This is a genomic window from Streptomyces sp. NBC_01296, from assembly GCF_035984415.1.
In the GTDB taxonomy this organism is placed as follows: Bacteria; Actinomycetota; Actinomycetes; order Streptomycetales; family Streptomycetaceae; genus Streptomyces.
Window position 1 is genome coordinate 494,046 of record NZ_CP130720.1, and the last position, 21,193, is coordinate 515,238.

A 21,193-nucleotide genomic window follows, 5' to 3' on the forward strand; every position below is an offset into this window, starting at 1 on the left:
CGTTCGGGCCGGTCGGGGCGGTCAGGACAGCCGGCACGCGTGGAACCGGTTGGAGTGGATGTTCCCGAACGACTTCGGGATTCGGGCGATGCCCTGGTCAGGGCGGATGGTCCGGCTCTGCCCCCGGTACTCCGTGCCGCTGTACACGGTGACGCACCGGCCCCACAGCCTGCCGTTGCGGCGCCACGTGCCGGCACCGTTCCACACCGACTCACCGCCGTTGAATCCGACGTACGCGGTCGTCTCCGGGTAGCGCGGCATGTCGTGCGAGACGAAGCTCGCCACGCCCGTGTAGTCGGGGCCGGTCCAGCCGCACACCCAGCCGGATGTACACGGCTCGGACGGGACGGGGGCCGCTTGCGCCGACGGGGTGGCGGGGGCGAGGGTGAAGGCGACGCAGAGCGCGCAGACAGCAGCCGCGGCCGCCGCCCTCCACCTCCCCTCGCGCGGGCGGCGGGCGTTCCGCCGTCCTTCGGTCAGGGCGCGTACGGTCACGGGGGTCACCGCCACTCTCCGGGAAGCCGCAGGCCGCGCGACGGTCTGCGGGCGCTGTTCCATCCCACCTCCGTTCCGCCTTGATCGCACCAGCAGACGCCGTGCCCGGTCTCGGCGATAACCGCCTGCGACCACCCGTTGGCGTGGTGAAACCACGCGGCGCACGGTCTCGGCCACCATGTCGAAGAGGCCGTCACCGCCGTCTTCCACGACGCTCGACGCTGTGGGCTCCGGCGTTCTGGCGGTGTCAGGCCGAGGCGGGCAGTCCGTCAGCTACCGTGTGCGGGCGAAACACCGCCGCCCGCGGTTGACCGGCACGCCGTGCTGCAGGCCGGGCGTGGCCGCGGATTCCGTCTGTCGCACGGCGTTCCGGCAGCAGGCGCTCCTGGCAGCCTTACCCGCCCGCCACCCGGTGGTCCTTCAAGGGTCGCGGTGGACACTCCCAGGCCGCGGAACGCTTGATGACAATCTGTCGGAAACCCGGCCGTTCTGGTGCAACTAGGATGACGCGTCAACATGCCTGTGGATGCGAGGAGTTGACCCGATGAGCAACGTCGTGACGATCGGTTCCAGAGCGAGCAAGCTGGCCAGGACGCAGGTAGCGGAGTGGCTGACGCCGCTGGCGGCGCGGTTCCCGGACGTCCGCTTCAAGCGGGAGATCATCCTGGAAGGCGGCGACCAGGACCGCATCACGCCGACTCTCGCCGAAGTGGCGAAGACGGCCGGCGGCTCCGCGTTTTCCACGAACCAGGAAGCCGCCCTGGTGACCGGTCGGGTGGACGTCATCGTGCACTCGCTCAAGGACCTTCCGACCTCCGTACGCGAGGGCACCGTGCTGTTGACCACGCCGGGCCCCCGCGAGGACGTACGGGACGTGCTCTGCGGCGCCACGCTGGAGGAACTCCCCGAGCGGGCCCGGGTCGGCACCGGGGCCCCGCGTCGCGTCGCTCAGCTCCTGGCGTTGCGGCCAGACCTGGAAGTGGCGCCGATCAGGGGCAACGTCCCCGGCCGACTCGCGCGCATCCGTGGCCGGGACCGGCTGGACGCCGTGGTTCTCGCGGCGGCCGGGCTGAACCGGCTCGGGCTGATGCCCGAGGTCCACCAGGTGCTCGATCCGGCTGTCTTCCCCCCGTCGCCCGGTCAGGGCGCCCTCGGCATCCAGGTCCGTGCCGACTCCGGGGCCGCTCGTCTGCTCGCCGGAACGGGTGATGTGCAGGTGGATGCATGCGTGCGGGCCGAGCGCGCCGTGCTGGCCGAGCTGCACGGCGGGTGCTCCGTCCCGGTCGGCGCGTGGGGAACGATCAGGGAAGACGGGCTGCTGCATCTGTCGGCGGCCGTCACTTCGCTGGACGGCTCGAGGCAGGTGACCGCGGACGGGGCCGGCCCGGCGGAGAACCCGGAGAAGCTGGGGTCCTGCCTCGCAGGCGAACTCCTCGCGCAGGGCGCGGCCGATATCCTCGCCCAGATCAGGAAGCCCTGAGCGTCCGGGCGTTCTCCAAGGCGCCGTAGGTGACGATCCGATCGACGCCCGCCGCTCCCGCGTACGACCAGGCTTCGCCCTTCCCCCCCCGTACGCGAAGATCCTGCCGTCCACCGGGTCGGTGGCGCACAGCCCCGCTCCCCGCCGTAGAGACGTCCCGCCGGGCCCCCGACCAGAGCCCAGGTGGCGTGCGCCCGGTCCCCCCGGCCCACCCGTGGACGGCGCTGCGGTCCTGGGCCAGCCCGTACGGGTCCGGGCTGCTGACCACGAACCCGGCTGCGCGGCCGCTGACGGTGCGCCAGCGGCCCGGACAGCCGACCCGCCCTCCGCTATCAGGAGGCCTGGCGAGCCAGGGATACGCCCTGGTACCCGCGATCGACACCTGCTTCCCCGATCCGGAGGCGAGCGGGAGCACCGCCGAGGAGGTCAACGCCCTCAATCACGCGGTTCCGTTCCCCTTCACCAGCGACGACCTGAACCGGCACGGGCTGGACACCCGGGTGATCGACGTCGTCGAGGGCCTGCTCGGCACCACCGACCTGCGGCTGACGAGCTCCTTCATCCAGGCCAAGTACGGCACGACCTACGGGGAGAGCCGGGACCAGACGCTGCGCAACGCGCCTGGGCGGCCAGCAGCCTGGTGCACCCGCGTGCGGACGGCGTCTACCAGCGCGTGTACGGCATCCTCTACCTGACCGACGTGACCGTGGACACCGCGCCCACCTATGTCGTCGACCGCGCCGCACCACGGGCTCCCCCTGCTGACCGACGCGGGCAAGGGCTCGTACGACAAGGCCGAACATCCCGGACCGAAGTGGAACACCCTGCACGAGCTCATGGTCGAACTGGATCCGCGCCAGCGCCACCTCCTGGGCTTCCCGCCCCCGGGGACGACCACTGGACCGACGAGACGATCGGGCACCTGGAGCGGATGTACCCCGGGATCGATTCCAAGCCCTACCTGCCGCCGACACCGGCCCAGGTCCCGACCCAGGTCGCCCGGTGACGACGGAGCGGTCCGGGTACGCGGGACTGGCTGGAACGCCTGGGCGTCGCGCGCCTGGAGCGGGCCCGGGAGGTCGCCGACCTGTTCCGGCCGCGCAGCGAGCGGACGGCGTTCGGGATGTGCCTGGCGGCTTCGGTCCGCGCCTCGGGCATCGCCCGCCCCAAGGTGTACTTCGACACGCTGGCGGCGGGCACCGAACACAGCCGGGAGACCGTCGGGACGGCGCTCGACCGGCTCGGCCGGGGCGGGGCGTGGAGCTGGCTGCAGCGCCACGATCCGCAGGGCATGGCACACCTGATGCCGGCCTTCTTCGCGCTCGACCTGGACGGAGGACGCGCCGGGGGTGCGCCCGACCCTGTGCTGGAGCATGACCTCGCGCCACGGGGCGCGGCCGGACGACGCCACGTTGTACCTGCCGTTCCACCTGTACTCCCCCCCAGCAGCAGGAGACGCACAGCCGGCTGCGAAGGAGGCTCGACCCCGCGCTCCCGGCCCGGGTGGGGCGGCTGGTCGGCGACCAGGCCGCGGCCGTGGAGGGGCGGGCGAATCCGTTCCCCTGGGCGGCGGCCAAGCTGGTCGGCAGCTGCCGGAGCGCGCCGCAGCCGAGGCGGACCGGGCACGACGGGAGGGTCCGCCCCGTTGTGTTTCGCGGTCCTGCACGAGGGCAGATGGGCGACCCGCGCCGGGTGCGGGCGTGCTGCGGGCCGCCGACCGGGACTGCGTGCCTCAGGGCTCACGCAGGCGTACGGCGAGGGCCGCGATGTCATCGTCGAGGCGTCCCCGGCTGTAGTGGACGAGGTCGCGGTGAAGGGCCGTGAGCAGCTCGCGGGGCGGTGTCGGGGGCTGTCGACCCATCCAGGCTGCCAGCGGGAAGAACTCGCCGTTGCGGGCGCGGGTCTCGGCGATCCCGTCGGTATAGAGGAGCAGCAGGTCGCCGGGGGCGAAGTCGAAGGTGTCCACGCTGTAGTGATCGCCGATCAGTTCCGCGAGGCTGAGCAGCGGCGAGGGGGTGGCGGGCTCGAGGACACGGAGTTTGCCGCGGTTCAGGAGCAGTGGCGGGGGGTGTCCGCAGTTGAGGATGTCAATATGTCGGCCTTCGTGGGGGATCTCGGCGAGAAGGGCGGTGGCGAAGCGCTCCATCGGCCCGTCCGGTGGAAAGGCGGCGTTGTAGCGGGTGCTGCTGGCGTCCATCCTGCGCGCGACGTTGACCATGTCGGACTCGCCGTAGGCCGCCTCCCTGAAGGCGTTGACGATCGCCGCGGCCGCTCCCACCGCCGGCAGGCCCTTGCCCCGCACGTCACCGATGAGCAGCCTGATCCCGAAGGGCGTGTCGACCACCTCGTAGAAGTCCCCGCCGATGCGGGCTTCCGCCGCGGCCGCGAGGTACAGCGACTCGATCTCGACGTTCCCGACGCGGCGCGGCATGGGGCTCAGCACCACCTGTTGTGCCGCGTCGGCGACCAGCCGCACCTGGAAAAGGGTGCGCTCCCGCTGGAGCCGGAGGTGGCTTCCGTAGGCGGCGGCCACGGTGACCGCGACGATCCCCGCGGCCGTCCACCACGTTCCCAGGTCGGGGAAGACGAAGCCGAGGCCGATCATCAGGAGGAGGCAGACCGTCCCGAGCAGGACGGTGGGGAGAACCGGCCACATCGCGGCGGCCAGGGCCGGCGCCGCGGGCAGGAGGCGGCTGAAGGCCATTTCCGGCGGAGTGGCGTAGGCCAAACTGGCGATCACGACGGTCAGAAAGACCGGCGACAGCCGTATAAACGTCCCCCAGCCGTAACGCCGAGGCAGCCGCGGCCGTCCAGACTCGATCACACCCCCCAGAATATCTGCGCAATAACGGCATAGCGCCCTGACGAAGCAAATCGAACATGTGACGCAATATGCGCACCCGGTCCACAACGCGGCGCCGACGGTCGGCTTCTTGGGCACCTTTGGCCGGTTAGGGCAGCCGAGGGGGCCTCTGATCGGGATTCGGCAGACCGCCCTCGCACCCGCGGGCTACTGTACGGAGACGTCACGTTGCCCACGGTCACCCGAGGAGGAATCCTGTGTCATCGCCCTGCGACGCCCAGCACGCTCCCGCCGGCGATGTCGGTGCGGCACTCCTGCTGATCGACTCCCGGCTCAAAACCGTGTACGACGGCAAGGCCGGGACCGACCCCGAGCAGCAGCAGCTGATGGACCAGTTCGCCGCCTCACTGGGCCCCGTGGAGGCCGATGACCTGGTGGACGGCGCGTGCACGATCATCTACATGTTCATGCAATGGCTGCGGATGGCCTACGAGGACCACGACAGGGACGTCATCGAATACGTGGTGCCCAGCTTCGTGGCCTCGATGCGCATGATGCCCAAGAGCATCCGCCCCGAGGTCATCCCCACCATGGCCGGCCTGATCATCGCCGCCGGCACCGGCCTCAGCCCCAACCTGTGGCGCAAACAGTACGGAGACTGGACCGGGGACGAAATGAACGCCCTCGAAGCCACCGCCCTGCTGCTCGCGGAGCACATCAACCGGCTCACCGAAGACCACGACTTCGCCACCCGCCTGATCGCCGAAGCCCTGTCCAGCGCCCACCAGGACTGACCGCTCAGCCCCGCTCCCCGTCGAAGAGCACTCCCGGGTTGAGGATCCCTGCCGGGTCGAGCGCGTGTTTCGCGGCCCGCAGCGCCCGGGCGAACGGCTCCGGGCGCTGCCGGTCGTATCCGGGCCGGTGGTCGCGGCCGACGGCGTGGTGGTGGGTGACGGTCGCCCCGTGCGCGCCGAGCACGTCCATCGCAGCGGACTTGATCGCGTCCCACATCGCGACCTCCGAACCGCGCCTCGCCGGGGCTATGACGGTGAAGTAGGGCGCGGGGCCGTCGGGGTACACGTGGGTGAAACGGCAGTTGATCATCCCCTCCGCGCCGGTGACCTCGCGCACGACGGCGCCCAGGTCCCGGTGCACGGCCTCGTACAGGGCGTCGGCGCGGTCCCAGGTGCAGGCCGTTTCGAAGGTCTCGCTGATCACGCTCATCCGCGCGAGCCCGTCGCGCAGGTAGGGCATGCGCAGGAACGCGGAGCGCCACGCGCCGGCCGCGGAGTCATCGGCGGGGCCACCGGCGCGGCCACCGGCCGCGGTCGGGGTCCCGGTCGGGGTCCCGGTCGGCGAACCGCCGTGGTCCTGCGCCAGGGCGACCAGTTCGGCGAGCCGGTCGGCGACGGGGAAGTGCGCGGACTCCACCCCGAGGACGAGCACGCTCCGGCCGCCGCCGGCCACGCCCGCGAGCGCCGCCTCGCCCGGATCGAGCAGCCGGCAGTTGGCCGGGTGCAGGCCCGACTGCGCGATGGCGCGGACCGCACCGGCCGCGGCCTTGAAGTCGTCGAACAGGACCGAGGCGGACGCCTTGTGGCGGGGCCGCTCCTGCAGCCGCATCCATGCCTCGGTGATCACGCCCAGCGTGCCCTCCGATCCCAGGAACAGTCGGTCGGGGGACGGGCCCGCGCCCGAGCCGGGTACGCGCAGCGACTCGTTGACGCCGACCGGGGTGACCACGCGCAAGGACTCGGTCAGATCGTCGATGTGGGTGAGGAGCGTGGCGTAGTGGCCGCCGGCCCGGGTCGCCAGCCAGCCGCCGAGGGTGGAGAACTCGAAGCTCTGCGGAAAGTGGCGCAGGGTCAGCCCGTGCCGCCTCAGCTGGGCTTCGAGGTCGGGCCCGAGCACGCCCGCCTGGATCCGCGCCGCCCTGCTGGCGGTGTCGATGTCGAGCACGCGGTCGAGGGCGGCGAGGTCGAGCGAGACCACGCCGCGGCGCCGGTCCCCGCGGTACTCCACTCCCCCGACCACCGAACTGCCCGCTCCGTAGGGCACGACGACCGCGTCCGCGTTCTCGGCCCAGTCCAGGAGGTCCACGACGTCCTGCTCGCAGCGGGGGAAGGCGACCTGGTCCGGTGCCGCACCGAGTTCGCCGCGCAGGGCCCGTACGACGTCGCGGTAGGCCTTGCCGTAGGTGTGGGAGGCCCGGTCCGGCGGGGTGTCGGACATCAGGTGGGCGAGGGAGGACGGCGGGCTGACCCGCGGCTTCGGCAGATCGACGCAGCGGACGCCGGGCACCGGCAGCGGGGTGTCGGCCGCACCGGGGACCAGCGCGCCGAGGGCGGCGCACTCGCTGTCGGGCAAGGCCTTGTCCTCGGCGCCCCAGCCCCACCAGGAACGGCGGCGTCGGGGCGAGGCGAGAGGGGCGGCGGGCACGGACTCGGCCATGGTGATATAACCCTCCGGTAATTTACCGCTTGGTAATTTACTGCACCGTATAGTTCGCCTCATGGACTCCACAAGCGCCGGCACCGCACCGGGCACCCCGCCGACCGCCTCGCCGCCGCCGGGCAAGCGCCGAGGCAGACCGGCGGGGACGAAGGGCGTACCGCGCGCCGAGCGCGAGGAGCAGATCCTCGCCGCCGCGATGGAGGAGTTCGGCCGGCACGGACACGCGCCCGCGTCGATGGCCGCGATCGCCCGGCGGGTGGGCGTGACGAAGCCGATGCTCTACGCCTACTTCGACTCGAAGGACGGGCTCTACCTCGCCTGCCTCGAACACATCGCCGCCCGCGTCATCGCGGCCATCGACGCGGCGATAGCCGGCGGACCGGCCGCCATGGCCGAGGAGCGGCTCCCCCACGCCGTCCTCACCAGCCTCTTCACGGCCCTCGAAGACCGGCGCCACGCCTGGTTCGTCCTCTACGACAGGACCTTGCCGCCGGGATCCGAACTGCGCCTCGCCGCCCAGCGGCACCGCGAGGCCATCGACGGGCTCGCCGCGACCGGCACCGCGGCACTGCTGAGCGGCCACGGCAACGAGGACCCCCTCGACGCCGACGCCCTCAAGCACGTGTGGACGGGCACCGTCAGCGCCCTGATGGGCTGGTGGATCGCCCACCCCGAACAGTCCGCCCAGGACATGAGCACCCGCTGCGCCCGCCTGCTCACGGCCATCCGCACCGCCTGACCCCGGCGCTGTGATCAACGCGGCTGGATCATCGGGGGGGTGAGGCGGGCGAAACCCGGATGATGCTCAGGCCGTGGGCTCGGGGGCTCCGGCGCCGGTGCACGCATGACCGCGCGCTCCCGGGTAACACGCCGTCAATGAGCAAAGCACACGACGCGAACACCAGATCCGGCCGTCTTCTCCTGCTGCTGCCCTTGCAGGCGGGGTGCGTCGCGGGCTTTGGCCTGCTGGTGTCCGGGCGCCTGGCACGCCGGTGGCCGCTGTCCGCGGAGGACGGCGTCAACCGCGCCCTGGCGGCCCGGCGCAGTCTGCCCGCCACCGTGCTCTCGGACGCGGTGTCGTTACTGGCCGGGACCGGCAGCGTGATCGCGCTGACGCTGCTGGCCTGCGTCGCACTGGTGTGGGTGCCCCGCGTGCCCCGGTGGCGGGAGGCGGTGTTCCTGGCGGTCTCCGTTGCCGCGCAGTCCGCCGTGTTCGTGCTCGTCACGCTCGTGGTGGAGCGGCCCAGGCCCGATGTGCCCCACCTGGACGCGGCGCCGCCGACGTCCAGTTTCCCCTCCGGGCACGTCGGGGCCTCCGTGGCGCTCTTCGGGGGTCTGGCCGTTCTCGCGGCGGGGCGACTGCGCGGTGCCCGGCGAAGCGTCGTGGTGGGTGTGCTCCTGCTGCTCCCCTTGGCCGTGGCCGGATCCCGGGTCTACCGGGGCATGCATCATCCCTCGGACGTGGTGGCGGGGCTGCTGAACGGCGCCTGCACGCTGCTCGTCGTGGCGCACGCACTGTTGCTGCCGGGCACCGGGGCCGCACCCGAGCCGGCAGCCCGTGGCGGCCTGCCCGCGGCACGCCCCGGCGGGGGCGGCGCCGGGACGTCGTCCGGGCCTCGGGGCCGGGTCGTGGTGGTCCGTCATCCGCGCGCGTGCGGCGGTGAAACGGCCGCACGGGTGCGAGCCGTGCTGCGCAGCCACGGGTACGCCGACCAGGTGTGGGCGCAGACCTCCGTCGAAGAGCCGTGCGGCGCGCTGGCCGCGCGCACGGCCGAGGCGGACACCTCCCTGGTCGTGGTCTGCGGAGGCGACGGCACGGTACGGGCCTGCGCCGACGTGGTGGCCGGCACCGGGATCCCCCTGGCGATCGTGCCCTGCGGTACCGGCAACCTCCTGGCGCGCAACCTGCGGCTGCCCGCCGATCCGGCGGCCGCCCTGCAGGAGGCCCTGTCCGGAGAGGCCGTCGGGCTCGACGTGGGCCGGGTCGGCGGCGACGGCTTCGCGCCGACAAGGTTCGCGGTCATGGCGGGTGCCGGTTTCGACGCGGCCATGGTGCGGGACGCATCGGCTCGGCTCAAGAAGCGCCTGGGCTGGGCCGCGTACATCGTCTCGGCCCTGCGCCATCTGCGCGATCCCCGGATGCGGCTGACGATCCGGCTCGACGGGGCCGCCCCGCTGGAGCGGCGGGCCCGCATGGTCGTCATCGGCAACGTCGGCTCGCTGCAGGGCGGGCTGCCGCTCCTCCCGGACGCGCGGCCCGACAGCGGCCGGCTGGAGATGGTGCTGCTCGACCCCCGCGGGGCCGGAGGGTGGCTCGCGGCGGCCGGGCACCTCGCCTCCCGCACAACGGGCGGGCGGGCCCGTCCATCTCCCGGCAGGTCCGGGCGGCGGGCGGCACGCGGCGCGCTGGAGTACTTCAGTGCGGCCCGGATCGAGCTCCGCTTCGCCCGTGCTCAACCGCGGGAGCTCGACGGTGACGCGTTCCCGGCCGGTACGCGGGTGACCGCAGAGGTCGAGCCGGGGGCGCTTCGGGTGTGCCTCCCCGTGCCCGCGGGGAGCGGTATGCCGGACGAGCTAGTGACGGACGGGGCGCAGGGGGCGGCCGCCCTCTGGGCCGTGGACTGAACCCGCACGCCTGCGCGGAACATCCAGGGGGATGGGAGGAACGGTCATGGGCACCGCCACACGGGTACCGCCACGCATCGAAGTCGAGGCCGCCGAAGCCGAGTTGTACACGGAGGGCGAGGGCCTCTCCGGTGAGGAGGCATGGGCCGCACTGCGCCGTCACGGCGGCTGGAACCTCGTACGGGACTCCTTCATCCGGTTCCGCTACGCCGACGGGTTCAGCCACTCCCGTGCCCTGGCCCTTCAGACGGTCCTCTCGATCCTGCCGCTCGCCATCGCGCTCATCGGCCTGTCCGGTGTGCTGCACACCGAGGACATCGGACGCATGGCCGAGCTGACGATCCGCCGGATCGTCAGCGGCCCCAGCCACGACGTCGTGGACGACGCCCTGCGCGAGAGCCGCCGCCAGGCCGGGGACGGAGGGGAGGCGGCCCTCTGGCTCGGCCTGCTGTTCTCCATCGCCAACGTCACCACCGGCATGTGCCAGGTGGAACGCGGCGCGAACCGCATCTACGGCGTGGAGCGCGACCGCCCGTTCCTCCACAAGTACACCCGCGGGCTGGTCATGGCGGTGGTGGCCGGGCTGCCCCTCGGGCTCGCCTTCTCGGTCACCGTCCTCGGTTCCGACCTCGGGCTCGCCATGACGGAGACCTACCACCTCGGCGCGGCCGCGCAGCGGGTGTGGGACGTCCTGCGCTGGCCCGTCGGGATCCTGCTGGCCGTGGTCGCCACCAGCGCCGTCTTCCGCCGCTCGCCCCGGCGTACGCAGCCGGGGTACACCTGGCTGGCCTTCGGCGCCGGCGTGTACCTGGTGCTGTGGCTCGGCGCGACGTGGGGGCTGAGCCTGTACGTCGGGGCGAGCAGTTCCTTCACCACCGTGTACGGGCCGCTCAGCGCGTTCATGTCGCTGCTGCTGTGGTCGTACCTGACCTCGCTCGCCCTCTTCCTCGGCCTGTCCTTCGCCGCTCAGCTCGAGGCGGTACGGGCGGGGGTGGCCGGCCCGGTCAAGAAAGATCCCGGGGTATGAACCGCCGCGTCGGGCCCGATGCCCGGTTCGGGGCGCGGCTGGCAGTGACGTCGGCCGCCACCGCCCTGGCGGCCGTGCCGTTCTCCCTCGCACTGGTTCTGGTGGAGTCGCAGTGGGCTCCGCTGCACCGGCTCGACCAGGGCGCCGCCGAGCGGCTGCACCGTTCCGTGCTCGGCCATCCCGCCCGGGTGCGGGTGTTGGAGTTCCTCACGCAGGTCGTCTGGGGCCCGTTGACGATGCGTCTGCTGGTGGCCGCGGTGGTGGTGTGGCTGCTGTGGCGGAGGGCGCTGCGGCTGGCAGCGTGGGCGGCCTGCACGGCGACGGCCGGCGGGCTCGTGGGCCTGCTGGCGAAGAACGCGGTCGCGCGCGCCCGGCCGCACCTGCCCGATCCCGTCGCCCACGCGCCCGGGTTCTCGTTTCCCTCCGGGCACGCCATGACGGCCACCACGTCCTGCGCCGTGCTGCTGCTGGTGCTGATCCCGCTGGTCCCGCGGGCCTGGCGGCCGCTGCCGTGGGTCCTCGCCGCTGCTTCGGTGATCGGCGTCGGCTGCACGCGGGTCGCGCTCGGAGTGCACTGGGTGAGCGACGTGGTCGGAGGCTGGCTGCTCGGCATCGCGGTGGTCGCCGCCACCGCCTTCGCCTTCGAGGCGTGGCGCAGCGACGTCGGCCGGCCCCGCACCACGCCCGCCCAGGGCTTGGAGCCCGAGATCGTGACGGCCGAACCCGAACCCCCGGCAGGCATGACGCAGCGGTGAAGCCCGCCGGGGCCGCGCAGGCCGTGTCAGCCGACCTGGATTCCGATGACGCAGGTGTCGTCGTCCGTGTCGGATCGGCTCTCGGCCAGGAGGCGGTCCAACCGGTGGTCCAGGTCGTCGGCCCCGCAGGCCGCCGCGCTCACGAGGTGGCCCAGGGAGTCCTCCACCGAGGAATCCCGCCTCTCGACCAACCCGTCCGTGAACATCAGCAGGGTGTCGTCCGGTTCCAACTGGACCTCCCGTTCGATGTACGTGACGTCCGGCAGGGCTCCGAGGAGCAGGCCCTCGATGAGCGGGAAGGCCTCTGGCCGGCCGCCGCGGACGAGCACGGGCGGCAAGTGCCCGGCGCGCGCCCAGCGCATCACCCGGGTACGGGGGTCGAAGAGCCCGCAGACGGCGGTGGCCGTCACGTGCTTCGCCAGGTGGTGGGTGACCGTGTTGAGCCAGGACAGCAGTTGGGCGGGGCCCGCGCCGGTCACGGCCAGGCCGCGCAGGGCGTTGCGCAGGACGACCATGCCGGTGGCGGCCTCGATGCCGTGTCCGGCGACGTCTCCCACGGAGAGCATGATCAGCCCGGAGGGCAGGACCACGGTGTCGTACCAGTCGCCGCCGACGAGCGACTCGGACTCCGCGGGCCGGTAGCGGACGGCCACGCGCAGGCCCGGGGCTTCGACGGCCGGCGGGGTGGGGGGCATGATGGCGTGCTGGAGCTGGAGGGTGAGGCGGTTGCGTTCGGCGGACTCGGCGGCGGTGTGGGCGAGTTGGTCCCGGGTAGCGGCCAGGGCGACTTCGGTCCAGTGCTGGGCGGAGATGTCCTGGTAGGCGCCGCGGACGGCGTGCAGGCGCCGGTCGGCGTCGAGGACGGGCTCGGCGACGACGCGGATGTGGCGGGTGATCCCGTCGGACCTGCGCAGGCGGAGGTCGACGGATGCGGGGCGGCGGTAGCGCAGCACGGCCCGCAGGAAACGGCCGAGGGCCGCGGAGTCGTCGGGGTGGGCGTAGCCGGGCAGTTCCCGCAGCGGTACGGGCGGGGCGCCGGCCGGCAGGCCGTGCAGCGCGTACAGCTGGGCGTTCCAGGTGATCTCGCCCGTGACGAGGTTCTCCTCGAAGCCGCCGATCCGGCCCAGGCGCTGGGCGTGCTGGAGGAGGTCGGCCAGTCGTGCCGTCTCGTCCTCGATCCGCCAGATCAGCAGGACGGCCGCGCCGTGCCTGCTGACGCTGATGTCCCCGACCGAGGTGAGCGGGATCTGGTCGACGAGCGCGGTCAGGCTCATGCGTTCGGCCCTGAAGGGTTCGCCGGTGGCGTGCACGCGCTCGATGATCTCGAACAGCCCGTTCTCGCCGGCGGCCATCGGATAGGCCTCGAGCAGCAGGGCGCCGTTCACGTCGGCGCGCTGCCGCCCGGCGGGGTCGACGAAGCGGCTGCTGGCGTGGCGGATGCGGAAGTCGGTCAGCCGTCCCTCGGGATCGAGTACGGGGGTGAGGACGACGGCGGGGTCGTGCAGCCCCTCGGCGAGGTCGGTCAGTTCCGAGACGTCCGGGAGTACTGCTTCGGGGAGGCCGCAATCGCCCGGGGGTGAGGTGTCCATGGTGCGGGCGCAGAGTTCGGCGAGTGCCTCGACCTGGCGCTCGATCTGCGGGGGCTGTGGCGCCAGGGGCCCGGGCCAACAGATTTCGAGGACGCCGTGGATGCGGCCGCCCGTCCCCGCCGGTACGGCCATCCGCCCCCCGTCGGGCCAGTGCAGGTGCGCGATCGAGGGCAGCCCTTCGCGTTGCAGGCGGGCAAGGGTGACCAGTCGGCGCTCGCGCAGCGCGAGGCGGGCGACGGTGGAGACACCCGGGGGGACGTGTCGCCAGCGGGCGGCTTCCCCGGGCGGGAACCCGGCGTACCCGGCGAGGGCCAGGGAGCCGTCGGGCGCCGCGGTCCACACGGCGACGGCGATCGCTCCCAGGGGTTTGAGGGCGTTCGTCAGAAGGGATTCGGCCACTGCCTGGGTGTCGTCGGCGGCGGCCAGCATCCCGCTCTCGGCGGTGCGCAGCCGGACCGCCACCCTGGTGGACGGCTTGGCCGGGCCGAGCGTGCCGGTGCGCTCGACGAACTCGGCGGCGACCTCGCTGACGTGGTCGCGGGCGGCCTGGTTGACGATGTCCGCGGCGAGGTCGAGCGGGGACAGCCCGGTCTCGCGGGACAGCTCGTCCAGCTGCCGTGCCGCCGCGGCGGGGGTACAGCTCAGTTGTCCGATCAGGATGCCCTTGGCCAGTTCGACCAGGGCCCTGCCGTCCGCGGCCGCGTGCGCCGCCCGTACCTCGCCGCGCAGGCGTTCGACGGTGGCGACGAGGCGTCCCAAGGGGGTCGGGGCCTGGTGCGGGACCGTCTTGCGGCAAGACTCCTCGGTGGCCGCTTCCGGTGCCCGTGCATCGCCGTGCCACTGTGTGTCCGGGGTGCTCACGGTGTTTCCGGCTCCTTGCTGGGACGGTCCCGGTTCTGATGGCCGGGCCGTGGGGTGGCTGCGCGGGCGGACGGTGTCGGCTGGGCGGCGCTCATCTCGTGAGCCACTGCCGGACGCGGGCGATGAGGTCGTCGGCGTCGACCGGCTTGGTCACGTAGTCGCTGGCCCCTGCGGCGAGGCTCTTCTCCCGGTCACCGGGCATCGCCTTGGCGGTGACCGCGATGATGGGAAGGCCGGCGTGGGCCGGCATCCGCCGGATCTCGGCGGTCGCCGCGTACCCGTCCAGTTCCGGCATCATCACATCCATCAGGATGAGGTCGACGCCCTCGTTGCGGGTGAGCGTTTCGATGCCCTTGCGCCCGTCTTCCGCGTGGAGCACACGGATACCGTGCAGTTCGAGCACGCCGCTGAGGGCGTACAGGTTGCGCGCATCGTCGTCGACGACGAGGACGGTGCGTCCGGCCAAGCCGTCGTCGAGCACCTGCGCGGGGGTCTGCGCTCGCTCCGCGCCCGCGTGGACGAAGGGCAGTACGTCCCCCGGCTGGTCGGCGGACAGGTGCAGCACGATGCGTTCGCGGAGCTCGTCCAGACTGGACAGCAGCTCCAGGCGGCGCGAGGCGGCCCGTTCCCGCAGCGCCGTCTCCTGGCCGTTGTTCAGACGGGGGTTGTTGTGAGCGAGGACCGGGAGGGAGGAGAGCGCCGGGTCTCCGTCGAGGGCGTCGAGGAAGCGCAGGGCCTCGCCGTCGGGCATGTCGAGTTCGAGAACGACGCAGTGGAAGGAATCCGTTGCGAGGGCGGCGGCGGCTTCCCGCGAGCTCGTGACGCCGACGACCTGGATGCCTCCGAGGTTCCCGGCCGACCGGTGGCCGGGGGCGAAGTCCCGGTCGGCGCTCTCGGCGACGAGGGAGAGCAGGCCGCCCTGGCGTTCCTCGATCACCAGCAGGCGGCGGGCCTGCCGCTGCGCGGGAACGGCCGGCGCAGCGGCCCGACCCGTTTCGGCGGGTCCGGCCGCGGCGTGTGTGGCGGGCGGCGGCACCTCGGGGAGCGGGTCCTTCTCGTAGCCCGCCCACCTGACCGGCAGGTAGAGGGTGAAGGTGCTGCCCTGTCCAGGTGTGCTCTCCGCGGTGACGGCACCGCCGAGGAGCTGGGCGATCTCGCGGCTGATGGAGAGGCCGAGGCCGGTGCCGCCGTACTTCCGGCTGGTGGTGCCGTCGGCCTGCTGGAAGGCCCCGAAGACGGACGCCAGCTGCTGCTCGGGGATGCCGATGCCGGTGTCCCGTACGCGGAAGGCCACCACGGGTCCGCGGCCGGGCAGCCCGGCGGGGACCTCCGGCGCCTTGGCCGGTTCGATCCGCAGCTCGACGCCCCCTCGCTCGGTGAACTTGACGGCGTTGGACAGCAGGTTGCGCAGAACCTGCCGCAGCCGTGAGTCGTCGGTGTGCAGGGCGTCCGGGGCGTCGGGGGCGGTGGTGACGGTGAAGTCGAGGCTCTTCTGCGCGGTCATCGGCCGGAAGGTGACGTCGACGTACTCCAACAGCTGCGGCAGGGACACCGCCTCGGGGTTGATGTCCATCTTTCCGGCCTCGACCTTCGACAGGTCGAGGATGTCGTTGATCAGCTGGAGCAGGTCGGACCCCGCCGAGTGGATGACGCCCGCGTACTCGACCTGCTTCGGGCTGAGGTTGCGGGTGGGATTCTGGGCGAGCAGCTGGGCGAGGATCAGGAGGCTGTTGAGCGGTGTGCGCAGTTCGTGGCTCATGTTGGCGAGGAACTCGGACTTGTACTTCGAGGCCAGCGACAACTGCTGGGCCCTGTCCTCCAGTTCCTGCCGTGCCTGTTCGATCTCCAGGTTCTTGGCCTCGATGTCGCGGTTCTGGCTGGCGAGGAGGGCCGCCTTCTCCTCCAGCTCCGCGTTGGAGCGCTGGAGTTCCTCCTGCTGCACCTGGAGCTCTGCCGAACGTGCCTGCAGTTCGCCGGTCAGCCGCTGGGACTCCCCGAGGAGCTCGTCCGTGCGGGCGTTGGCGACGATCGTGTTGACGTTGACACCGATGGTTTCCAACAACTGGCCGAGGAAGTCCCGGTGTACGGGGGTGAACGGGGTGAACGAGGCGAGCTCGATCACGCCGAGGACCTGGTCGTCCACCACGATCGGCAGGATGATCAGGCTGCCCGGGGTGGTGCGGCCCAGCCCCGAGGAGATGACGTAGTCGCCGGGGACCTGGTCCGTGGCGATGATGCGGTGACTGCGCGCGGCCTGTCCGACCAGGGACTCACCGAGGGCGAAGTCGGTGCCTTCGCCGGTGCCTGCGGGGCGGCCGTAGGAGCCGACCAGGGTGAGCACGGTGCCGCCGGGGCGGTCCTCGGCGAGGTAGAACGCGCCGTACTGGGCGGCGACCAGCGGTGTCAGCTCGTCCATGACGAGTGCGGCGACGACGGACAGGTCACGGTGGCCCTGCATCAGGCCCGAGATCCGGGCCAGGTTGGACTTGAGCCAGTCCTGTTCCTGGTTGGCCCGGGTGGTCTCGCGCAGCGAACCGACCATCGAGTTGATGTTGTCCTTGAGTTCGGCGACTTCGCCGGAGGCCTCGACGGTGATCGAGCGGGTCAGGTCGCCCTCGGCGACCGCGCTGGCGACCTCGGCGATGGCCCGGACCTGGCGGGTGAGGTTCCCGGCCAGTTCGTTGACGTTCTGGGTCAGTCGCTTCCAGGTTCCGGAGACGCCCTCCACCTCGGCCTGGCCGCCGAGCCGGCCCTCGCTGCCCACCTCGCGGGCCACGCGCGTGACCTCGGCGGCGAAGGCGGAGAGCTGGTCGACCATCGTGTTGATGGTCTCCTTCAGCTCCAGGATCTCCCCGCGCGCGTCCACCCGGATCTTCTGTGTCAGGTCACCCTGAGCCACCGCCGTGGTGACCTGGGCGATCGAACGGACCTGCGCGGTCAGGTTGTCGGCCATGACGTTGACCGATTCCGTGAGGTCTTTCCACGTACCGGAGACCCCCTTGACGTCGGCCTGGCCGCCGAGCCGGCCCTCGGTGCCCACCTCCCGGGCCACCCGCGTGACCTCCCCCGCGAAGGCGGAGAGCTGGTCGACCATGGTGTTGATGGTCTCCTTCAGCTCCAGGATCTCCCCGCGCGCGGTGACGGTGATCTTCTGCGAGAGGTCGCCCTTGGCCACGGCGGTCGCGACCTGGGCGATGGAGCGCACCTGGTCGGTGAGGTTTCCGGCCATGAAGTTGACCGAGTCCGTGAGGTCCAGCCAGGCGCCACCGACTCCGGGTACGTCGGCCTGGCCGCCCAGAGTGCCCTCGGTTCCCACCTCGCGGGCCACGCGCGTCACTTCCGACGTGACCAGCGACAGCTGGTCGGCCATCCCGTTGAAGACGGTGGCGATCTCACCGAGCAGTCCGTCCGACGTATCGGGCAGCCGGGTACGGAAATCCCCGTCCCGTACGGCCGTCAGGCCGGCCAGCAGCCGACGCAGCTCCGGTTCGCCGATCCCTGCCGCGCCCGCGGGCTCCGGCGAACTGCTCAGTGATTGCGGGCTCATCCGCTCAGCCATCCGTCAACCCCTCGCCACACGACCGGTCGGCGAAGGTTGACGCCGACCCGAAGGACCCTATGGCACGACCGATCACTCTGAAGCAGCGCTTCCGCACACTGACGCGGAAGCCGCGGGTGCAGGAGCGGGCGGTGGGTAGACGAATCGGTGACGAAGAACACAGCGAAGGACACAGCCGACGAAAGGGGTGAGGGCGTTGTCGGTCAAGGTCGTGGGCTGGGCACGCTCGTTTCCGGTATCGAGGGGAGTGCGGGCGGCGCGTCTGTGGACCGCCGGGCACCTGGCGTCGCTGTCCTGGGACGAATCGGCCGAGGACACGGTGCACTCCGTGCTCCTCAGCGTCTCCGAACTCGTCGCCAACGCCCACCTGCACGCTGCCGGCACCGCCCACCTCGTGCTGACGTGGGACGGCCGGTGCCTGCACGTCAGCGTCGCCGACTCCGATCCGCGGCTGCCCGGCCCGCGGCCTGCCGACGCCGATGCCACCTCCGGCCGGGGACTGGGGATCGTCACCACCCTGGCGGACTCGTGGGACATCCACGCGTGCCACGGCGGCAAGGCGATCACGGCCTGTTTCCGCCCCCACGGCGGGGCCGACCCCCGAACCGGGCCGCCGGCCGACGGGGGCGGGCCGCGCCGGTCATGACCCGCCGACCGCGTCTTCGACGCTGGGGTACAGGGACAGGACCGTATCGGCGCCCGTCAGGGCGAAGAGCCGGCGGAGCTGCTCCCCGGGGGCGGCGATCCGCAGGGCCGTCAGGCGGTGCACCCGCAGCAGCAGGTTCAGGAACGACGAGTCGCCGAAGGTGACGGAGCCTGCGTCCAGCACCACCAGCCGGTGCCGGTCCGCTGCGGCGGTGAGGGCCTCCTCCAGAGGGGCCAGGGTGTCCTGGTCGAGCTCCCCCTGCGCGGCGACCACCCACCCGGCCCCGGCCGAGTAGCCGTCCCCGACCACGCCTTCGTGGTGCGCGTCCCCTGCTCCGGTCATGTCCGCCTCCCCGGATCGTCACCTGTACGGCCTCCGCAAGGGAGTATGCCTTCCCCTCGGCCGTACGGAAGCGCCGGGACCGAGCACCGGTAGCCGACACGGCCACCACCCGGGTGAACGTCCGGCAAGAGAATTCCGCGCGGGCCGTGTAAGACCGAGATGCCGGGGCATGAGCGCCCGGGCAGCCGTCAGTCAATCGGGAGGGAACGGCCACCATGTCTCGTTCGGCCACCGCCGTAAGCCCCGTTCGTGCAGCAGACGCGCAGATCACACACTCTGCACCCGGCGATCGGACCATGGGAGCCTCACCGCAGGACGTGGCATTGCCCGACGTGAAGAACGCCCGGGAGATGGCACCCGCCGACGCACGCGAGCTCTCGAGGCTCTTCTTCGCAAGGCTCCGCGACCTCGAAGAAGGCACCCGCGAGTACCAGTACACCCGCAACACCCTGATCGAGATGAACCTCTCCCTCGTGCAGTTCGCCGCGCGGCGCTTCCGCACCCGCACACGAGGCGGCGGTCTGGACATCGAGGACATCATCCAGGTGGGCACCATCGGTCTCATCAAAGCCATCGACCGCTACGACCCCGAGCGCGAGGTCGAGTTCTCCACGCTCGCCCTCCCGTACATCACCGGCGAGATCAAGCGCTACTTCCGCGACACCACCTGGGCCGTGCACGTCCCGCGCCGCCTGCAGGAACTGCGCACGGAGCTCGCCAAGGCCCAGGAGACCCTGACCGACGTCCTCGGCCGGGCCCCCACGGTCAAAGAGGTCGCCCAGCACCTCGAACTGAGCGAGGAGCAGGTCATCGACGGGCTGGTCGCCGCCAATGGCTACACCAGCGGCTCCCTCGACACCGCCTGCGCCGACGGTGACGAGCCCTCGACGGCGAACCGGACGACGCGCCCTCTGACGGACCGGCTCGGCGACGTCGACCCGGCCATGGAGCTCTTCGAGGAGTTCCACACCCTCGCCCCGCTTCTGGAGCAACTGGACGAACGCGACCGGCTCATCCTGCAGTTGCGCTTCGGCGAGGACAAGACCCAGGCCGAGATCGGCGCCGAACTGGGCATCTCGCAGATGCAGGTCTCGCGCCTGCTGTCCCGGACCCTGACCCGGCTGCGCGCCGGAATGCTCTCGGTGTAGGCAGCGCCATGCCACCGGCCCACCGACACGAAGGCTCCGTTCCGCCCACCGGCACGCACACGCTCTACGAAGACGTGATGTGGGCGGACGCCTTCGTACGGTGCGGGGACGCCGGGAACGACGGCACCGGTGCGCCACGGCCGCTCACCGCCCAGCCGCTGCATGACCGTCCCGGCGCCGTGCTGCACGGCAGCTGCGACCTCGGCACCCGGCCGATCCTGGCCGCGGCGCTCGACGTCGTCACCCGGATCCCCGGCCCGGTCCTCCATCTCGACCTCTCCGCCGTGGCCTTCCTCGACCCCGCCGCCGTCGCCGCCCTGGTAAAGGCGAACGCCACCGTCATGGGACAGGGCCGTCGTCTGCTGCTCCACCACCCGCCGTACTCGCTCCGCAAGGTAGTGGAGATGTTCCCGGACGAATGTGCGGCGCTGGAGGTCGCAGCATGACGAGCGTTCCTGCGTCCACCGCCCCCGGCGACTTCGTCCACCCCGCCCTCTTCTACCAGGGTCAGGCGGACTACCTGGCAGGCGTGGGCGGGTTCGTACGGGCCGCCCTCGCGGCCGACGAGCCGGTACTCGTGGCCGTGCCCGGGCCTCGACTGGACGCCCTGCGCGACAGCCTCGGCGTCGACGCGGCCGGGGTCACCTGGACGGACATGACGCAGCTGGGCCGCAATCCCGGCCGCATCCTGGCCGCCCTGCAGGAATTCACCGACCGGCAAGAGGGCCGCCCCGCCCGCATCGTGGGCGAGCCGATCTGGCCCGGCCGCTCGCAGGCAGAGGTGCAGGAGGCCACGCGCCACGAGGCTCTCATCAACACCGCCTTCGCAGGGCGGCAGGCCACCGTCCTGTGCCCTTACGACGTCCTGGGCCTGACGGCCGCGGTGGTGTCCGATGCCCGGCGTACCCATCCCACCGTGATCGTGGAGGACAAGAACCTGCTCAGCCCGGAGTACGCCGACGCCTCGGTGGTCTGCGCCGACTGCGACAGCCCTCTGCCCGAAAGCGACGGGGGTGTGCCCCGGTTCGCCTACACGTCCGGGGGGCTGGGCGAGGTGCGCGCGTACACCGAGGCCTGGGCCCGCGGCACGGCCCTGAGCGCGGCCCGGCGCGGCGATCTGATCCTCGCGGTCAGCGAGGCCGCAGCCAACTCCCTCGCCCACGGCGGCGGGAACGGATCGCTGCGGCTGTGGAGCACCGGCGCCGGCGGAGTCGTGGCCGAGATCCGCGACGCCGGCCACCTGGCCGACCCGCTGGCGGGGCGCCGCCGCCCCGCCCTGGCATCGGTCAACGGAGGCCGCGGCCTGTGGTTGATCCATCAGCTGTGCGACCTGGTCGAGACCCGCGCCTCGGACAGCGGCCTCACTCTGAGGATGCACATGACATGCTCCTGAGACCGGTGATTCCCCT

The 21,193-nt window shown here is 72.1% G+C and carries 17 protein-coding genes; 11 read left to right on the forward strand and 6 right to left on the reverse strand.

Going from position 1 to position 21,193, the window contains the following annotated elements:
- Positions 1-21 precede the first annotated feature (21 nt).
- Positions 22-504, reverse strand: a complete 483-nt coding sequence (locus tag OG299_RS02420) for a peptidase inhibitor family I36 protein (RefSeq protein ID WP_327360254.1) — start codon at positions 502-504, stop codon at positions 22-24.
- Positions 505-1,039: 535 nt separating this feature from the next.
- Here OG299_RS02420 and hemC point away from each other — a divergent pair.
- A complete protein-coding gene (hemC, locus tag OG299_RS02425; protein ID WP_327360255.1) occupies positions 1,040-1,975 on the forward strand; it encodes a hydroxymethylbilane synthase in 936 nt (311 codons plus the stop codon).
- Positions 1,976-2,163: 188 nt separating this feature from the next.
- The gene (locus OG299_RS02430) at positions 2,164-2,670 is read left to right on the forward strand and encodes a hypothetical protein (RefSeq protein ID WP_327360256.1); all 507 of its coding nucleotides are present in this window, start codon (positions 2,164-2,166) and stop codon (positions 2,668-2,670) included.
- Positions 2,671-3,707: 1,037 nt separating this feature from the next.
- On the opposite strand, the gene OG299_RS02435 is transcribed toward OG299_RS02430, so the two are convergent.
- Positions 3,708-4,799 (reverse strand): PP2C family protein-serine/threonine phosphatase, encoded by a 1,092-nt coding sequence (locus OG299_RS02435; protein WP_266637606.1) that lies wholly within the window; start codon positions 4,797-4,799, stop codon positions 3,708-3,710.
- A 236-nt stretch (positions 4,800-5,035) separates the two neighbouring features.
- Here OG299_RS02435 and OG299_RS02440 point away from each other — a divergent pair, with 236 nt between their 5' ends.
- Positions 5,036-5,572: a hypothetical protein gene (locus tag OG299_RS02440; protein WP_266637604.1), complete on the forward strand. Its 537-nt coding sequence runs from the start codon at positions 5,036-5,038 to the stop codon at positions 5,570-5,572.
- A 4-nt stretch (positions 5,573-5,576) separates the two neighbouring features.
- On the opposite strand, the gene OG299_RS02445 is transcribed toward OG299_RS02440, so the two are convergent.
- Positions 5,577-7,229, reverse strand: coding sequence for an FAD-binding oxidoreductase (locus OG299_RS02445; RefSeq protein ID WP_327360257.1), 1,653 nt, complete (start codon positions 7,227-7,229; stop codon positions 5,577-5,579).
- A 61-nt stretch (positions 7,230-7,290) separates the two neighbouring features.
- Here OG299_RS02445 and OG299_RS02450 point away from each other — a divergent pair, with 61 nt between their 5' ends.
- The 4 genes from OG299_RS02450 to OG299_RS02465 all read left to right on the forward strand — a co-directional run bounded on the left by OG299_RS02450 (position 7,291) and on the right by OG299_RS02465 (position 11,639).
- On the forward strand, positions 7,291-7,971 hold the full coding sequence (locus OG299_RS02450) for a TetR/AcrR family transcriptional regulator (RefSeq protein ID WP_327360258.1): 681 nt from the start codon (positions 7,291-7,293) through the stop codon (positions 7,969-7,971).
- A 137-nt stretch (positions 7,972-8,108) separates the two neighbouring features.
- Complete coding sequence (locus OG299_RS02455; protein ID WP_327360259.1) at positions 8,109-9,857, forward strand: bifunctional phosphatase PAP2/diacylglycerol kinase family protein; 1,749 nt, start codon at positions 8,109-8,111, stop codon at positions 9,855-9,857.
- Positions 9,858-9,903: 46 nt separating this feature from the next.
- Complete coding sequence (locus OG299_RS02460; RefSeq protein WP_266637597.1) at positions 9,904-10,884, forward strand: YihY/virulence factor BrkB family protein; 981 nt, start codon at positions 9,904-9,906, stop codon at positions 10,882-10,884.
- A complete protein-coding gene (locus OG299_RS02465; RefSeq protein WP_327360260.1) occupies positions 10,881-11,639 on the forward strand; it encodes a phosphatase PAP2 family protein in 759 nt (252 codons plus the stop codon). The genes OG299_RS02460 and OG299_RS02465 overlap by 4 nt, the downstream gene beginning before the upstream one ends.
- Before the next feature lie 26 nt (positions 11,640-11,665).
- Here OG299_RS02465 and OG299_RS02470 read toward each other — a convergent pair whose 3' ends face one another.
- On the reverse strand, positions 11,666-14,089 hold the full coding sequence (locus OG299_RS02470) for a SpoIIE family protein phosphatase (RefSeq protein WP_327360261.1): 2,424 nt from the start codon (positions 14,087-14,089) through the stop codon (positions 11,666-11,668).
- 91 nt (positions 14,090-14,180) lie between these two features.
- A complete protein-coding gene (locus OG299_RS02475) occupies positions 14,181-17,636 on the reverse strand; it encodes a hybrid sensor histidine kinase/response regulator (RefSeq protein WP_327360262.1) in 3,456 nt (1,151 codons plus the stop codon).
- Positions 17,637-17,895: 259 nt separating this feature from the next.
- Between OG299_RS02475 and OG299_RS02480 the strand changes: the two genes are divergently transcribed.
- The gene (locus OG299_RS02480) at positions 17,896-18,294 is read left to right on the forward strand and encodes an ATP-binding protein (protein WP_442817474.1); all 399 of its coding nucleotides are present in this window, start codon (positions 17,896-17,898) and stop codon (positions 18,292-18,294) included.
- On the opposite strand, the gene OG299_RS02485 is transcribed toward OG299_RS02480, so the two are convergent.
- Positions 18,289-18,636 carry an STAS domain-containing protein gene (locus tag OG299_RS02485; RefSeq protein ID WP_327360263.1) on the reverse strand — a complete coding sequence of 116 codons (348 nt, stop codon included), beginning with the start codon at positions 18,634-18,636 and terminating at the stop codon, positions 18,289-18,291. The two genes, OG299_RS02480 and OG299_RS02485, sit on opposite strands and share 6 nt — an antisense overlap.
- Before the next feature lie 215 nt (positions 18,637-18,851).
- Between OG299_RS02485 and OG299_RS02490 the strand changes: the two genes are divergently transcribed.
- Genes OG299_RS02490 through OG299_RS02500 form a run of 3 tightly spaced genes read left to right on the forward strand, consistent with a single transcriptional unit; the run spans position 18,852 to position 21,177 of the window.
- Complete coding sequence (locus tag OG299_RS02490) at positions 18,852-19,784, forward strand: SigB/SigF/SigG family RNA polymerase sigma factor (RefSeq protein WP_442817475.1); 933 nt, start codon at positions 18,852-18,854, stop codon at positions 19,782-19,784.
- An 8-nt stretch (positions 19,785-19,792) separates the two neighbouring features.
- Positions 19,793-20,230, forward strand: a complete 438-nt coding sequence (locus OG299_RS02495; RefSeq protein ID WP_327360264.1) for an STAS domain-containing protein — start codon at positions 19,793-19,795, stop codon at positions 20,228-20,230.
- The gene (locus tag OG299_RS02500; protein WP_327360265.1) at positions 20,227-21,177 is read left to right on the forward strand and encodes an anti-sigma factor RsbA family regulatory protein; all 951 of its coding nucleotides are present in this window, start codon (positions 20,227-20,229) and stop codon (positions 21,175-21,177) included. The genes OG299_RS02495 and OG299_RS02500 overlap by 4 nt, the downstream gene beginning before the upstream one ends.
- The last annotated feature ends 16 nt before the right edge of the window (positions 21,178-21,193 follow it).

Coding starts and splice junctions, on each gene's coding strand:
- hemC (WP_327360255.1), top strand. CDS start 1,040: ATGAGCAACGTCGTGACGATCGGTTCCAGAGCGAGCAAGCTGGCCAGG.
- OG299_RS02445 (WP_327360257.1), bottom strand. CDS start 7,229: ATGGCCGAGTCCGTGCCCGCCGCCCCTCTCGCCTCGCCCCGACGCCGC.
- OG299_RS02450 (WP_327360258.1), top strand. CDS start 7,291: ATGGACTCCACAAGCGCCGGCACCGCACCGGGCACCCCGCCGACCGCC.
- OG299_RS02455 (WP_327360259.1), top strand. CDS start 8,109: ATGAGCAAAGCACACGACGCGAACACCAGATCCGGCCGTCTTCTCCTG.
- OG299_RS02460 (WP_266637597.1), top strand. CDS start 9,904: ATGGGCACCGCCACACGGGTACCGCCACGCATCGAAGTCGAGGCCGCC.
- OG299_RS02465 (WP_327360260.1), top strand. CDS start 10,881: ATGAACCGCCGCGTCGGGCCCGATGCCCGGTTCGGGGCGCGGCTGGCA.
- OG299_RS02475 (WP_327360262.1), bottom strand. CDS start 17,636: ATGAGCCCGCAATCACTGAGCAGTTCGCCGGAGCCCGCGGGCGCGGCA.
- OG299_RS02485 (WP_327360263.1), bottom strand. CDS start 18,636: ATGACCGGAGCAGGGGACGCGCACCACGAAGGCGTGGTCGGGGACGGC.
- OG299_RS02490 (WP_442817475.1), top strand. CDS start 18,852: ATGTCTCGTTCGGCCACCGCCGTAAGCCCCGTTCGTGCAGCAGACGCG.
- OG299_RS02495 (WP_327360264.1), top strand. CDS start 19,793: ATGCCACCGGCCCACCGACACGAAGGCTCCGTTCCGCCCACCGGCACG.
- OG299_RS02500 (WP_327360265.1), top strand. CDS start 20,227: ATGACGAGCGTTCCTGCGTCCACCGCCCCCGGCGACTTCGTCCACCCC.